The following is a 16,444-nucleotide window of genomic DNA, read 5'->3' as shown; positions in this document are numbered from 1 at the left end:
AATATATAGATTAAATAGGTTAATGATAAATAAAATAGCAATAGAAGGTTGGAGAAATAGTGGAGATGATTAAAAGAAGAGATTAAAACCTCTTCTTTTTTTTATGTCAATAACCGAAAGAAGGTGAGAAATATTGGCAAATACAGAAATTAAAGTTCAATATACTTTAGTCAACAAACAGTTCAATTCTGAGATATCTAATATAAATAAAGCTATTTCAACCTTAAATAAATCATTTGCAACATCTGAAAAATTAAGCAAAGAGTATGAACTACAAGTAAAGAGCCTTGGTAACAATGCAAGCGAAGCAGATAAATTAAAAGCAAGGCAAGAGTATCTACAAAAGGCTATGGAAAATTCAGCCAAACAAGTACAGAATTTAGAGCAGCAATTAGAAACAGCTAAGTCTGAGTATGGTGAAAGCTCTGAGGAAGTAAATAAACTTGAACAAGAGTTACTAGAAGCTAGAATTGCATCGCAAGAGTTTGCAAATGAATACGCAGATGCTGGTAACAAGGTTAAGCAAGCTTCAGATAAAATGCTTAAAGCCGGTGAAGGTTTAAAAGAAACTGGTAAAAACCTTACAAAAGGTGTATCCGTACCGCTAGTTGCATTAGGCGGAGGGGCCATTAAGGCTGCAAGTGATTTCGATAGTGCTTTTACTGGTGTAAAGAAGACAGTTGATGAAGTAAAGGATGCAAATGGGAAAACAATTATCTCTTACAAGGATCTTGAAAATGGGATAAGAGATATGGCCAAGGAGATCCCGGCAAGTACAACGGAGATCTCAGCAGTAGCAGAAGCGGCAGGGCAACTTGGTATTAAGACAGAGAATGTCTTAGGATTCTCAAGGGTAATGATAGATATGGGCGAATCCACAAACCTAAGTTCCGAAGAAGCGGCAATGTCTCTAGCTAAATTAGCAGCGATCACCGACATGCCGCAAAAGAGCTTTAGTAATTTAGGATCGAGTATAGTTGCGCTCGGTAATGATTCAAAAACAACTGAAGCTGACATTGTCGCAATGTCACTTAGGCTTGCAGGTACTGGAAAACAAGCAAATATGAGTGAGGCGGACATTGTAGGGATTTCAGCTGCTATGAGTTCTCTGGGTATAAATGCTGAAGCCGGTGGCGGTAGTATGTCACGTGTTATGCAAAAAATTAACTCTGATGTTATGAGTGGCGGTGGTAATCTAGAGCAGTTTGCAAAAACGGCTGGTATGAGTTCAAGCGAATTCCAAAAAGCTTGGAAGGAAGATGCCGCAGGTGCTTTAGTGGAGTTTGTAAAAGGTTTAGGAAAAGCAAAAGATTCAGGGGAAGATGTCACGGGTGCATTAAAAGATATGGGTATTACATCAACTCAAGAGGTTGATACAATGTTAAGACTATCTGGTGCTGGTGATTTACTAAGCAAATCCTTAAAGACTTCGGCTGATGGTTGGAAGGAAAATACAGCCTTAAGTGAAGAGGCTAAAAAGAGATATGAGACATTAGAGTCACAACTTAAAATATTAAGAAATAAGTTAAAAGATATTGCTATTGATGTTGGTGGGCCCCTTATGGATGCATTTAGCAAGGCCCTTGATGCAGTGGAACCATTCTTAAAAGCAATAGCAGATTTAGCTAAAAGGTTTGCGGAAGCTAGCCCAGAGACACAGAAATTAATAATGGTTATAGGCGGTATTGTAATAGCAATTGGACCTGTACTTACTATCATAGGGAGTCTTCTTAGCGTACTTGGAACCTTAACCGGCGCTTGGGCTGTTGCCTTTAAAGGAGCATCCGCCGTCAATGGAGCTGTGCAAGGTTTAAGCAGTGTGTTTAAAGCAGTTAGTAAAATACCTGGTAGCGTTACCAAAGTCGGAACGGCTTTTACAAAATTAAAAGGTGTAGCAAGTTCAGCATGGGGAGCAATTAGTGGTATAGTTAGTTTAAAAACCATAGCTATAGTAGCAGCAATCGCAGCTGTAGTATACATAGGTTATCAGATATATAAACATTGGGATGAAATAAAAGAGTACTTCCACAAGTTATGGACAGACTTATCCAACTGGGCTTCAGAAATATGGGGTGAGATTACAGGCAACATATCTAAATCTTGGGAGGATTTGAAACAACAAGCGTCAGATATTTGGAATGGTATCATTGATGGTATAGTGGCTATATGGGAAGGCTACAGGGATATGGCTGTACAGTTTTGGACTGGTATAGGTGATGCACTTAAATCTGTTTGGGAAGGTACAAAGGAAATAGCAACTAATGCATGGACTGGTATCACTGATGGAATTAAGTCTGTAACAGAACCTGTTGGTGACTGGATGCGACAAAACTGGAATGATACTAAGGCTATTCTCGTAGAAGTTTGGGAAGGTATAAAGAGTTACGCTGAAGGAACATGGGAAAACATTAAGAATGTTATAATGGTTCCTATGTCACTATTACAATCCCTTCTTGAAGGTATATTCTTGTTGGTAAAGATGGCTTTAAACATTGCTTGGGACGCTATTGCAATGGTAGCTGAAACGGTATGGAATAAGATTAAGGACACTATCATCAAGCCAATCATGGACGCTAAAGATGCAGTAGTTAACAAGGCTAAAGAGATAGGTACTGCCTTATATGAGAAGTGGGAACAAGTTAAGCAAGTTACAGGAGAGAAATGGAATCAGGTAAAAGATGCAGTTACTCAACATATGACAAAAGCGTGGGAAGCAACATCAACAAAGGCACAAGAGATAGCATCTGTTATATCTGAGAAGTGGGGACAAGCAGTAGGATTTACAAGACAGAAGTGGCAACAGTTAAAAGATGCACTTTACGAAAAGATTAACCAAGCGAAGGAAGCAATGGCACCAGTAGTAGAAGCAATTAAAGAGAATGTATCTCAGAAATGGGAGCAGACAAAAATAATTACTTCAAATGCATGGGAAAATGTAAAGACAACAATGGTTAATAAGTTTACTCAGGCTAAGGACACAGTAACAAACTTGGCTAAGACTGTTGGTGATGCAATAGGTAGAGCATGGGAAAGTATAAAAGGAGTAACAAGCAGAGCGTGGGAAAGTGTTTCTAACTTCATGATGCGACCTATTAAAAATGCTTATGACTGGATTGTAGACAAAATGAACAAACTTAAAAACTTCTTCAGTAACCTAAAATTAAAAATACCTACTCCATCAATGCCTAAACTCCCTCACTTTAGTTTGAAGAAGTCTCAGGCTACAGTGTTTGGTCAAACTTATGAGTACCCTTCAGGATTTAATGTTAATTGGTATAAAAAAGGTGGTATATTTGGAGGTGCATCTGTAATAGGTGTAGGTGAAGCTGGAAAAGAGGCGGTACTTCCTTTAGAGGGGAGACATATGCATCCATTTGCAAAAGCCTTAGCCAGTCAGATGAACATGAGAGAACAAATGGAGTCCTACGCTAATAGTCAAAACTACGCACACATTGTAATGCATAACACTATAAAAAATGATGCTGATGGAAATAAATTCTTTGAAAAAACAGATAAGTGGCTTGGAAATAAAGGTTTTGAAATTAGTTATGGAGTAGGTAGGGGGTAGAATATGTTAAGAATAATAGTAGATGGCATATCATCATCTAAATACAGTTTATCAGTATACGAAAGGCCTAAAATCCCTACTCCTTCAATGCGAGTAGAAGAAATAGAAGTAGATGGTCGTGATGGATCTCTTACAAGGAAAAAGGGTTATTCAGATATAGAAGTAGAAGTCGAATTAAACATTATGGAAGAAATATTAAAACCACGCCTTAGACAAATAAAGGCGTGGTTACTTAATGCAAAGAATTTTAGTTTTAGTGATGATTATGGTTACTTTTATAAAGTTAAAAACGTCGAAATTGACGATATAGAAAATGAGATAGATTGTTATGGAAAATTTACAGTCAAATTTAATTGTGATCCATTCGTTTATTCTGGTAATGGGGAATTAATAAATGAACTACATTCTAACAAAATATTGAACTTAGGGACCTACGAGAGTAGACCATACTTTAAATTAACAGGAAAAGGGGATATTTATTTTACCTTAAATAATAAGAGAGTAGATATAAAGGGTGTTAGTGATTATGTGGAAATCAACTCAGAAACTTTTACTTGTACTAGAGGTAGTTTAAATATGCTAGCTCAAATGACTGGTGATTTTCCTATTTTAAATACAGGAGAAAATAATATTACATTAGGCAACTGTACACTTGAATATAAAACAAGGGAGAGATACCTATGATTAAAATATTTGATAAATTTGAGACTGAGTTTAATAGTAACGGACTACAAATATTAGATGATTCTATAATCGATCCTGAAGTTTATGAAGTAGTTAATGGAATATATTCTTTAACATTTAAGTATCCAATTTTTTATACTAAATATCTTGAAAAAGAAAATATTATAACTTCTCCAACTCCTAAAAACGGAGAGCAACCCTTTAGAATAGCAAAAGTTAATAAGGAACTCGGTTATTATAACGTCACAGCTTATCACCTATTTTATGATCTATCTGATAACTTGATTGAAGATATTTTCATTGTAGATAATGGTGGAAGAAACGCTATATATAAAATAAGCGAAGGTAGTCAATATAAACACCCATTTAAAATGTATTCTGACATAGATACAGTAAATAACTGTAGAATAGTTCGTTATAACGTAGTTCAAGCACTTTTAGACAGTTCTCAAGATAATACATTTATTTCACGTTGGGGTGGAGAGATTGAAAGAGATAACTATAATATTACAATGCATAAAAGATTAGGTACAAATAGGGGAACTCAAATAAGATATAAGAAGAATCTAATCGGTTATGAAGCTGATATTGATTATACTCAGGTAGCTACAAGAATTATGCCGAAAGGCTACGATGGTTTATTACTACCCGAGAAATATATCGACAGTGAAAATATAGATTATTACCCTCATCCAAAAATACGTATCGTTGAATATGGAGATATTAAAGCGATAAAAGAAGATGAAGAGAACCCAAGCAATGACGAAGGAGCTGTACCGTTAGAAGAGGCATACAGACTTCTAAGAGAAGCTGCTAAAAGGGAGTTCATCGAAAATAATATAGATATACCTCATGCTAATTATAAAGTTGATTTCGTTGAATTATCTAGCACAGAAGAATATAAGAATATTCAAGTTCTTGAAAAAGTATACTTAGGCGACACAGTAACAGTAATCCATGAAGAAGAAAATCTAAATATAACAGCTAGAGTAATTAGCTATAAATTTGATCCGTTGACTAAAAAATATAATGAAATCGAAATTGGAAATTATCAAAAGAGTTTCACAGATATAGTTGGTAAAATAAAGGATTTAGACAACAAAATAGATGATACTGGTAAAAGTGTATTAGACACTGCGAAAGATCATGCCACAGAGTTAATTAATACAGGTTTTGGTGGGTTCGTTAGAATACATCCTGATAGAATTCTAATTATGGACACTGAGGATGAAATGACAGCGCAGAATGTATGGCAATGGAATAAGAATGGATTAGGATTTTCTTCTACAGGTATTAATGGTCCATATGGTTTGGCCATGACCAATGACGGTAGTATAGTAGCTGATTACATAACCTCCGGTGTATTAAATGCAAATGTTATTACTGCGGGTGCATTAAAAGGTAAAAACTTTAATATAGATTTAGACAGTGGACTTATGGAGTTTGGAACTGGTTCAATTACACCTGAAACACTAACTCCAGAATTGAAGGAAGATTTAAAAGGTCAAGATGGAAAGAATGGAAAAGATGGTCAGAATGGTTTAAATGGTACAAATGCTACACTTCCACAATGGTGGCAAGACTGGAATAAGACAGCGACAACTATAAGTGGTAAATGGATTCTAACTCCTCAAATGTATGTTGGAAACTCAAGTCGTGGTGTATTCTTTGGGGATAACGTAATTAATGGTTTATCAGGACTCGTTGGTTATAATTATGGAGACGTAACTTTCCATTTAGACACAGACGGAAGTTTAATACTTGGGAACGAAGTTGGTAATCAACTCATAGTAGACACTTCTGGGAATGTTACTACACCAAAATTGAAGGCTGGGGAAATAACAACGGATATTTTATTACCTGGTACGAATAGACGTGTATTATTAGAACCTGGATATGACCCTGGGGACAATAACTGTATGAGTATAGACTCAAATAATTATGGCATAAGATTGAAATTTGATGCAGATAATTATGTATTTGTTGGGAATAGAGAAATACGTTTCTATATAAGCGGGGATTCCGAAACGGTTGTTAATGATTATGGTTTAAAAATGGATCGGTTTTATACAAGGACACTAGAGAGTAACGGTTCAGATCCAATATTAATGTACTCATCGATAGATGGAAATGGTATGAACCTTGGCCAAGCGACCTCTAAGTTTAATCAAGTATCAGCGAGGTCTGTATGGGGCGATAACGGTTCGGTTTCGGACATGAAATTTAAAGAGAATATACATTATATTAATAAACCAATAAAGGCATATAAAGCAAAATTAATGAGTATATCAAGAAGCTTTGTAGAAGAGGACATAATTCAACCTAATGAAAATAATAATATCAATTTAGGCATGACGTCAGATGATTTATACAGCTTTATTAAAAATGATTTAAAATTATGTGAATATAATTACAACGATGAATATTACGGAGAGTGTACAGATAATAATTTCAGAAATAAGTTAGGGTTCGTTGCTCAAGATATTTCTGATACGTTAGTGGGAAGTATTATAGTAGGGGAAAATGAAGGGGCTTTAGCTTACAATTTAAACAACTATACTTCAGTAATTGCAGGAGCTTTACAAGTAGAAATAACAAAGAGTGAAGAAAAAGATAAAAAAATAAAAGAATTAGAAACGAGATTAGAAAAAATAGAAAATTTATTAAATATTAAATAAAAGTGAGGTGTAACAAATCTCACTTTTATGTATTTATAGAAAGGATTTGATAATATGTTAAAAGAATTCGGAAGACACAGATATCAAATAAGAATGGGAGAAGGTTTTATACAGGACTGTTTTGCAGTGCAATATGACTCTAATAGCCGAGTTTATGAGTTTCAAATACTAGATGCTAACGGAATAATTAGAGACACTTCAGGATTAAGTTTGCAACTTGTAGTGGCCGTAGGAAGCAAAGGTGTATTTGCTGAGGGATCAGTTTTAAATGCTAAAGAGGGATTATTTGAGGTCATTCTAAACTCGGACCAATTAAGCGAATACGGAAAACACGAAGCACAAGTAAAGATATCTGATTCAACAGGAACATTACAGTCACCAATATTTAAAATCGATATAGGTAAAAGTATATTTACGGGAGCAGCAGCAGGCACAAATATTGTAATAGATTATAAGAAAATCGAAGATGCAAGAAAAGTAGTTGAGGGTTGGATAGAAAAACCTGAACAGTTTAACGGTAAAGATGGTGCAGATGGAGAAAATGGTGCAGACGGCGTAGATGGAAAAGATGGCGCAGATGGTAAAAATGGCGTAGATGGCGTAGATGGTAAAGATGGTAAGTCATTTAATATAAAAGACGTCCTTACATCAGTTGAAGAATTAGAAGAATTAAAAGGAACTGCTATGATTGGTGATAGTTACTTAATCAATGGCCATATTTATGTATTCTCAGAAAATACTAAAGACTTTAAAGATGGTGGAACTTACAAAGGTGATAAAGGCGAACAAGGCATACAAGGTAATCAAGGTCCTAAAGGTGATGTTGGATTACAAGGTATTCAAGGTGCAAAGGGTGATAAAGGCGATAAAGGCGAACAAGGTATACAAGGTGCAAAGGGTGGAATACAAGGACCAAAAGGAGACCAGGGGATTCAGGGGCCTCAGGGCGAACAGGGCTTATCGGGGAAAGATGGCGAAGGATTAGAGATAACAGATGTTTTTAATACTATAGAAGAATTGCCAAACGATTTAAATGATAATAGCATAGGTGACTGTTATATGGTAGAAAGAGATCTGTACATTTGGAAAAAAGATGGTTGGTTTAAGTATGGGGAGCTAAAAGGTGAAAAAGGTAATATAGGACCACAAGGAATACAAGGCCCAAAGGGCGATAAAGGCGATAAAGGCGAACAAGGTATACAAGGTGCAAAGGGTGAAAGAGGCGAACAAGGTATTCAAGGAATACGAGGTCCTAAAGGCGATAAAGGTGAACCAGGTACAAGTGGTAGCGTTGATGGAGAGTATATAGCGCCGAGAGAAATTGAAACCAAAAGAATTTATATACCTTCAGGCGCAGATACATTTTCTATTTTTGCTGATCCCGATTTACCTGATGGACATAGAATTAATGTATCAAAGGATGGGGAATCGCTAAGGATAGATGGATATCCAAGAACTTTAATAAAAATGGGAACAGGTAGCAATCCGATAAGCGAAATTTATTGTGCAAAGTTAATTACATCGATGTCTTATCCGCTTAAAATAATGGGTGATAAAAATTCACCTGATAGCAGTACACTTAATATAAGTGGGGACCCAGGTTCTATTAGTTTTATGCCAACAGCAAATACGAAATTTTTTATTGGTAGATCTACCGAACCTGTTCAGTCAATTATTACTAAAAGATTAGTTGTTGATGGTATTGATGTATTTAATGAGTTAAAGAATTTAAAAACAGAAATAGAAAAGTTGAAAACAAAATAAATTAAAAAATTAAGGAAATAACGAGTGAGGACTATACTAAGTAGGGTTCTTTTTTTATGTATTAAAGTAAGGATGATTAAATATATTATAACGACAATAGATATTAATTATAAATTAAAAAAGTTATTCTGTAACACTAAGAAGCATCTTTACAAATAGAGGTGTTTTTTGTATTAAATTAAAATTAATGTAAATAATATAAACAGGCTTGAGAAAATTCGCTTTAATAGTGTTTCTCTCAACATTTATAATATATTCCTAAAAGGCATCTACAATTGTAGGTGCTTTTTACATGCATAATATTGAGACGAATTTAATATATAATATTAGCGCTGAAATAGATTGGGCAAAATCTTAAGCAAAGTGCTAATGTAGGGTTTCCATACAAAACACCTTTAAACTAATTCGTTAGAGGTGTTTTTTAGTATTAAAATAAAATAGTTGAATATAATGTTTACAAGAGTAAATAAATTCACTTTAAAAGTGAATATCCTCTTTAAGTGATAGATTTAAATTCATGAAAGCACCGCTTTATGTGGTGCTTTTTTATTGTAATAATTTAAAATATATGATTGGAGATTGATATATGAATGAAGATTTAATTAAATTTCAATTAGACGACCATGAAAATCAATTAAAAGCTCACTCAGTGAAACTAGAGAAAATAGAACAACAGCAAACCAAGTTTTCAATACAGATAGAAAATTTATGTAGTGATTTAAAAGACCTAACAGGAGCCTTAAAGTGGCTCGTTGGTGTATTAATTACAACACTTATAGGATTTTTTATATACATGGTACAATCAGGATTAATTAAATAGAAGGGGTGATTTCATGGATATTATGAGTTTTATACCAGAACAATTATTAATTATTGTAGTTGTACTTAACGTATTAGGGGTAGCATGCAAAAGCTATCCTATTTTAGATAATAAATATATTCCTATTATACTTTTATTGCTAGGAATTGTTTTTAGTATTTGCTTAGTTGGACTAAATGTTACATCAATTATGCAAGGTATCTTGTGTTGGGGTGTAGCTATAGGAGTTAATCAAACGTACAAGCAGTTTAAACAGTAAGGAGGAATAAACACATGATTAAATATAATAGTCTAGCAATTCATGGAGGACATGGTTTAGATGGTAAACCTGGTTCTGGTGCAGTAGGAGTTGTTTATAATAGATCTAACACAATAATTACGAAAGAAAGTACTCAAGATAGATTAGTAGTTAAATATATAAAAGAATATGCAAAACCATATGTAAACAAAGTATATGATTGTACTATAGACAATGGGACAAGCCAAAATGATATATTAAATAAATTAGTAGCAAAGCATAACGAATTTAATGCAGATATAAATTTAAGTATACATTTTAATAGTGGTGCAAAAGATGAAAGAGGAAACGGTCGCACTACAGGCGTAGAAGTGCTTGTTTATAATCCTAATGCAAGTAATCCAGATGCAGATAGAATTTGCAAGAGCATAGAAAAATTAGGATTTAAAAATAGAGGTCTGAAAGATGGAAGCGGTAAAGCAGTTATAAGAAAAACTAAGAAGAAAATGCTACTTGTTGAATGTTGCTTCCTTGATGATCTGGACGACATAAAAATATATGATGCAGAATCTATGGCCAAAGCAATTGTTGAAGGATTATTTGATGTTAAAATAGACGAAGGTAATGCAACTCCACCAGTTCCACAGACGACATACGACAATGCAATAATATATAGTGGAGATAGAGACAAAGCAGTTGCTATTATAATGAAAGAATACCTCACTAATTCAACTATAGTAGATATAACTGATTACAAGAGTTACATGTGTAGAAATGCCTACGCTATAGGTGGTGGGGTATCTAAGGAATTAGAAAAGTTCCCAGACAATGTTACTAAGTTTATTGGTAATGACTTTAAAGAGACTTATAGAAAAGTAGTAGAGTGGTTGGAAAATAGAAAATTGATGTAGTAAATGGGGTAGCTCAATTGCTACCCTAAATAGATAAAATTAACCCACCAGCTAAGTAAATCCAATTATGGAACAATAAAGAACCAATACAACCAAGGGATAGAATTAAAGATGACCATATTAAACCGTTTGCGTTATTCAAGTTATCACACTCCTATGATATGATTCTAAAATTATTAAAATATTTTTTTTATTCAATTCTTAAATTAGTAAATAATGACTTTACTCTATTTCATTGTCTATTTTGATTTTTATATATGATTGCAATTATTATCGGGCCGCAACTGTTGAAATAAAAAGTAGAAAATTTCCCATATGTAATCTCCTTATTTATATTTTGATTCTTAGGAACTAGATTATATCATCATACCTTATTTTTAAAAAAATTTATATTTAAATAATCTATAACTTTAGAAACTGCATTATAAAACGATTTTTAATAATAAGAACATGCCACATTATATTTTAATAATATGGCATGCTACATTTCTACACATTATATATATAGGAAAGATGATTTTTAACTATGATCCCATAGTAATGGGGTTATTTATGAATCTCACAATAAATTTAAAAGGGATCCAAAACTTTAGAATCAATATATAATATGTAGTTTTATATTAATATGTGAATTATGACTTAAATATTATATAGGTGTAATAAGGAGAGCTGAGCTTGATAGCTACCCTTATTTATAATTATGGTAATCTTAGTAGTAATCATCGCATATTAAATTTATCCAAACCATACAGGCTGAACAATGGATTTTTCAATTTAAATAGTGATAAAAGAGTATTTTACTCATTCACTTAATAGTAATAATATAGCAGATTATATTCTTGTCCACTGACATATTACATGAAATCTATGTAGAAAAAGTGTTTATAATTTATGAATAATAAAAAGTCTATGCAATATATGAAAGCATAGACTTAATATTTAATTTAGAAGCAAATAATTTTAATTAGTGGTTATGTCCCACTAGTATATTATATAAAATTATTGAAATAATGTGTATGGTGATGAGTATTGCAGAAAATAGAAAATTGATGTAGATAAAGTAAAGGGTAGCTTAATTACTACTCTTTTTCTTTCTTAAATTCGATATGTTTGTATGTTTGTAAATATATAGTTATATAAATCCGCATGTCTTAATTCGTCTGTTAATATATTAAAAACTATATCTCTATAATATAGAGAAGGCAGTCCAGACATAATAAGTCTATATTTTTTAACAGCCTCTAATTCGCCCATTAGAGCATCTGTTATTCCAGCTTCAAAACTCTCTGGTGGCATAAATTCTTCATCAATTGGTGTCACTATGTTGCCAGTCAGTTGATGATACATATTTTGAAACATTTTATTATGATTGAGTTCATCATTTCTTATAGATTCTATTATAGATTTTATTTGCTTCACTTGATTTGAACTAAGGTCCTGGGCTGGAATATTATCAATTAACCATTGATAATATTGTGCATCTTTCTTTTCAGACTCTATAGAGTCACCTATCATATTTATTGAATTTTGTAATTGAATCGGATTTGGGTAAATATATTCATACATAGTAAGCCTCCTAGATGTTTTACTATAGATATATGTTCTAATTAATATTTTGTATACAAATTGATAGCACAAATGAAAATTATGCTGCGGGAATTTAAAATAGAAAAGTAGTTGAGTGGTTATGCAATGCAAACTTAAAAGAGCTTACTGACAGGCTTAAAACTACCCATTATTGCCACACTATTCCTAAGAGGTGATTATATTGATATATTCCAAGAAAAGGAATCAAACTAATCAAACCAATGTTAAGTCAGAGATACAAGTTATATTATTTATTTTATGGATAAAAAAATAAAGCCAAAGGACAGAATATCTTTTGACTTTAAATAAATAGAATATGTAACTACATTAAATTATATAAATTTGCAAATATATAATTATAAAAACTTGCATGTCGAATTTCGTCAGATATAATGGTAAAAATTAAATCTCTATATTGAAGACTAGGTATCCCAAACATAATAGTTCTATTTCTTTTAATAGACTCTAATGTTCTAAAAAGTTCATTCTCAATCTCCGTTTTAAAGTTTTTAGGTTCGGCAAATTCTTTTTCTACAACAACTACAGGATTACCAGAGAGTTGATAATATAAATTTGTAAATATATTATTATGGTTAATCCTATCTTCTTGTATTGATTGAAGGATATTCCTTATTTGACCGACCTGGTCTGGAGAAAGTTCTGTTTCCGGAATATTGTCAATTAACCATTGATAATATCTGTTAATTTTTTCTTCAGATTCCACAGAATTTCCTATTGTGTAAATTGATTTTTCTAATTGCAAAGGGTCTGGATATAAACCTTCATACATAATAAACCTCCTAATTGTTTTACTATAGATATATGCTTTAAATAATATTTGGGTACATTCATGAAAATGAAGCTTAAAAGTAACATTCATTGACCATACTAATCATAGGACGGTGATAGTATGGATATATTCGTAGGGAATGACTTTAAAGATACGTATAGAAAAGTGGTTGAGTGGTTGAAAAATAGAAAATTGATGTAGATATCAAAGGGTAGCTTAATTGCTACTCCTTATTTTATAACAATGAATCGAACCTATACACTAGAGTATTGGGGTGATAAAATAAATATATATATACAAATATAAATTAGTAAATTAAAAAAGTTACGATCCAAACTAAGATATTGATTAATTGGGAAATAATAAATTTACTCTAATTTATTGGTTATACTAGTTAACATATAAGGTATGCAACATTCAATAAATTTTACTTTATTTATTGTTGATTTGTTCTTTAAGAATATTTAAATAAAAAATTAAAATAAATGGAGGTTTAATTATGGATCCAATAAAATTAGTACAGAAAGATAAAATGGTTGAGTGGAGAAGACATATACATAGCCACCCTGAGTTATCATTTCATGAGGTTGAAACAGCAAAGTATATAAAGAGTATTTTAGAAACATATCCAAACTTAGAAATAAGTTCTTTAACAGAAACCAGTGTAATTGCAGTTTTAAAAGGTTCAAAGCCTGGTAAAACTATTGCATTTCGTGCAGATATAGATGCTCTGCCTGTTCATGAAGAAACAGATATAGATTCTCGCTCCAAAATAGAAGGTGTTATGCATGCATGTGGACATGATACACATACAGCTATGCTACTAGGTGCAGTGGATACTCTATCAAAATTACAGGATGAAATAGAGGGCCAGGTTAAGTTTATTTTCCAACCTGCAGAAGAAAAACCTCCTGGTGGTGCAAAATTTTTAGTTGAAGCTGGCGTACTGGATGACGTTGATATGATATTCGGATTACACGTAATGCCTAATATACCAGTTGGTATGATTTCTGTAAGTGAAGGTTCTATAACTGCTTCTTCTGATTCAGTAACTATAGTTGTAAAAGGAAAAGGATCACATAGCTCTTCGCCTGAATTATCTATTGATCCAATACTTATAGGTGTAGAAATAATAAATAATATAAACCATATAGTTTCTCGTAATGTAAGTCCATTCGATAATCTTGTTATCTCAGCAGGAGAATTTAATTCAGGAAAAACAGCAAATGTAATTCCTAATACTGCAAGAATTCAGCTGTCGATTAGAAGCAAAAAACCAGAAATTCGAATGTATGCAAAAAAAAGAATTGAAGAAATAGTAAATGGTGTATGTAGTATGTATAGTGCAGATTATGATTTGGATTATCTATTAGGGTATAGTTCAGTTAAAAATGACAGTGCTGCTACTGATTTTGTTTTTCGTGCAGGGGAGAGAATCGTTGGGAAAGATAATATTATTGCTATTCCAAAATCTATGAGTTCAGATGACTTTTCTGCATACACAGAAGTAAAACCGGGTTCATACTATATTTTAGGTGCGGGTACCAAGGAAGAAGGGTGTGGTTACATGATTCATAGTCCCAAATTTAAGTTTAACGAGGATGCTCTTCAAATTGGAGCAGCAATGCATGTACAAATTGTGTTAGAAGTTTTAGGTAAATATAAATAAGAACTTAGGATTATAAATAATGCTAAGAGTCAAAGGAATTCGATTTTATTCACTATAATGGTAGGTTTTAACATAGCATACTATCAAGGTGGAGGTGGTTCGACAATAATTGATTTATGTAATAGGCAAGATGATTGGTTTGAATATATTGAAGAATCTAGGTCTTTTTTGTGCTTAAAATCAGTGTTAAACAATATTTTGGATACATTTTATAGAAATGAAGCTTAAAATAACCTCTCGTTTACCATACTATCCTTAAGAGGGATAAGTATGGATATATTCGATGAAAAGGGAATTAAGCCAATGTTAATAGCAGAAATGCAAGAAGCCTTTGACTCAGAGGATTATTATATTTGAATTAAAATTAGATGGAATTAGATGTATTGCGTATTTAGATAAAGAGAGTACAGATTTAAGAAATAAAAGGGATTTTAAGCTGATACCAAGATTTCCAGAACTAGATCAATTAAAAGATTATTCTAGCTCATTTTCATTCTATAAGAAACTATATCCGTTTATTTTATCTTCTATATTCATTTTCTAAATCTCTAGTTTAATTTTTCCTTTTTTATTTGTATAAAATTAGATATGTGCTAATATAAATGTTATAAAAGAAATAATTAAAGGTATCATAGATCAAGGTGATATGCCTGAAATGTATGTGCTAAAAGATTATTATGAATATAATTTCATTGACACTAACAAATAAGGGGAGTATATAATGGAAAATATTGCAGTCGTTTATGAATCAAGATATGGAAGTACTAAAAAATATGCACAGTGGATAGCACAAGATTTAGGATGTACATTAATTGAAACAAAGGATGCTACAGTAGAAAAGTTAAAAATTTTCGATACTATAATTTATGGTGGATGGTTACATGCAGGAAATATAAAAGGATTTAAGGTAATATCAAAAGATATTGATAAATTAAAAGACAAAAATATTGTAGTATTTTCAGTAGGATGTTCAACTGGTGAAAGAGAAGAAGATATAAAAGCTATTGAGGAAATGAATTTTAAAGGTTTACAAGATATAAAACATTTCTATTTAAGAGGTGCATTCAATTATAAAAATTTAAATATGATAGACAAAGTTATGATGAATATGTTGAAAATCAAATTAAAGGGAATAAAAGAAGGAGATAGAGATGAGGATATTAAAGGGATGTTAGATGCTTATATAAATCCAATAAACTTTACCAATAAAGATAATGTAGGGTCGTTAGTATCGTACGTTAGAAATTTATAACTTCACTTCTCTATATTCAAATTTAACATATGGACTTAACATTGTCTTTAATTGGAATTTTGGGTGGTATTCTAATTATATTTTTAGGATATACAGCTAATAGAGAAGATGAAAAAGAGCTAGCACATTTAAAAGAATTATTAGACATGGGAGCCATAACAGAGGACGAATTTAACACTAAGAAAAAAGAGTTGTTAGGGATATAAAATGGCACACATAATTTAAATGTGTGCCAAATTGTGTACCAATATACAAATATACTATAAATAATAATACATTATGAAAAACTACAATTAGGTATTTAATAACCAAAAGTATTGAATATCAATAATATGATAAAACACTCTACAAAATGCTAATTAGTGTTAGGGAATTAAGTATTTACACACGCCTCATGTGGAAAGTGTTGCTAAACTTGTAAGAGTATAGCTTGGTTTAAGCTGCTAGGACTAGAGAAATTTCCAGGCAATGTGACTAAGTTTG

12 protein-coding genes are annotated in these 16,444 nt (G+C 32.1%); 10 read left to right on the top strand and 2 right to left on the bottom strand.

Annotated features, from left to right (window positions below; translation table 11 throughout):
* Positions 1-133: 133 nt before the first annotated feature.
* From KQI18_RS07065 to KQI18_RS07035, 7 genes are all read left to right on the top strand, one after another.
* A complete protein-coding gene (locus KQI18_RS07065; RefSeq protein ID WP_216467079.1) occupies positions 134-3,568 on the top strand; it encodes a phage tail tape measure protein in 3,435 nt (1,144 codons plus the stop codon).
* 3 nt (positions 3,569-3,571) lie between these two features.
* On the top strand, positions 3,572-4,252 hold the full coding sequence (locus KQI18_RS07060; RefSeq protein ID WP_216467078.1) for a phage tail domain-containing protein: 681 nt from the start codon (positions 3,572-3,574) through the stop codon (positions 4,250-4,252).
* Positions 4,249-6,930, top strand: a complete 2,682-nt coding sequence (locus KQI18_RS07055) for a phage tail spike protein (protein WP_216467077.1) — start codon at positions 4,249-4,251, stop codon at positions 6,928-6,930. The genes KQI18_RS07060 and KQI18_RS07055 overlap by 4 nt, the downstream gene beginning before the upstream one ends.
* Before the next feature lie 54 nt (positions 6,931-6,984).
* A complete protein-coding gene (locus tag KQI18_RS07050) occupies positions 6,985-8,694 on the top strand; it encodes a BppU family phage baseplate upper protein (RefSeq protein WP_216467076.1) in 1,710 nt (569 codons plus the stop codon).
* Positions 8,695-9,280: 586 nt separating this feature from the next.
* Positions 9,281-9,514: a hemolysin XhlA family protein gene (locus tag KQI18_RS07045; protein ID WP_216467075.1), complete on the top strand. Its 234-nt coding sequence runs from the start codon at positions 9,281-9,283 to the stop codon at positions 9,512-9,514.
* A 13-nt stretch (positions 9,515-9,527) separates the two neighbouring features.
* Entirely contained in the window at positions 9,528-9,773 is a 246-nt protein-coding gene (locus KQI18_RS07040; protein WP_216467074.1) for a phage holin family protein, read from the top strand.
* A 14-nt stretch (positions 9,774-9,787) separates the two neighbouring features.
* Positions 9,788-10,663, top strand: coding sequence for an N-acetylmuramoyl-L-alanine amidase (locus tag KQI18_RS07035; RefSeq protein WP_216467073.1), 876 nt, complete (start codon positions 9,788-9,790; stop codon positions 10,661-10,663).
* Positions 10,664-11,758: 1,095 nt separating this feature from the next.
* On the opposite strand, the gene KQI18_RS07030 is transcribed toward KQI18_RS07035, so the two are convergent.
* A complete protein-coding gene (locus KQI18_RS07030) occupies positions 11,759-12,229 on the bottom strand; it encodes a ferritin-like domain-containing protein (RefSeq protein ID WP_216467072.1) in 471 nt (156 codons plus the stop codon).
* Positions 12,230-12,572: 343 nt separating this feature from the next.
* Positions 12,573-13,040 carry a hypothetical protein gene (locus tag KQI18_RS07025; protein ID WP_216467071.1) on the bottom strand — a complete coding sequence of 156 codons (468 nt, stop codon included), beginning with the start codon at positions 13,038-13,040 and terminating at the stop codon, positions 12,573-12,575.
* Positions 13,041-13,539: 499 nt separating this feature from the next.
* Between KQI18_RS07025 and KQI18_RS07020 the strand changes: the two genes are divergently transcribed.
* The 3 genes from KQI18_RS07020 to KQI18_RS07010 all read left to right on the top strand — a co-directional run bounded on the left by KQI18_RS07020 (position 13,540) and on the right by KQI18_RS07010 (position 16,167).
* Entirely contained in the window at positions 13,540-14,709 is a 1,170-nt protein-coding gene (locus tag KQI18_RS07020; RefSeq protein WP_216467070.1) for a M20 metallopeptidase family protein, read from the top strand.
* A gap of 721 nt (positions 14,710-15,430) precedes the next feature.
* Complete coding sequence (locus KQI18_RS07015; RefSeq protein WP_216467069.1) at positions 15,431-15,961, top strand: flavodoxin domain-containing protein; 531 nt, start codon at positions 15,431-15,433, stop codon at positions 15,959-15,961.
* A gap of 41 nt (positions 15,962-16,002) precedes the next feature.
* On the top strand, positions 16,003-16,167 hold the full coding sequence (locus KQI18_RS07010) for an SHOCT domain-containing protein (protein WP_236887670.1): 165 nt from the start codon (positions 16,003-16,005) through the stop codon (positions 16,165-16,167).
* The last annotated feature ends 277 nt before the right edge of the window (positions 16,168-16,444 follow it).

It is taken from the genome of Metaclostridioides mangenotii (assembly GCF_018917235.1).
Classification (GTDB): Bacteria; Bacillota; Clostridia; order Peptostreptococcales; family Peptostreptococcaceae; genus Metaclostridioides.
The sequence above is the reverse complement of the archived record's forward strand: the minus strand, read 5'-3'. Positions and strand labels throughout refer to the sequence as shown.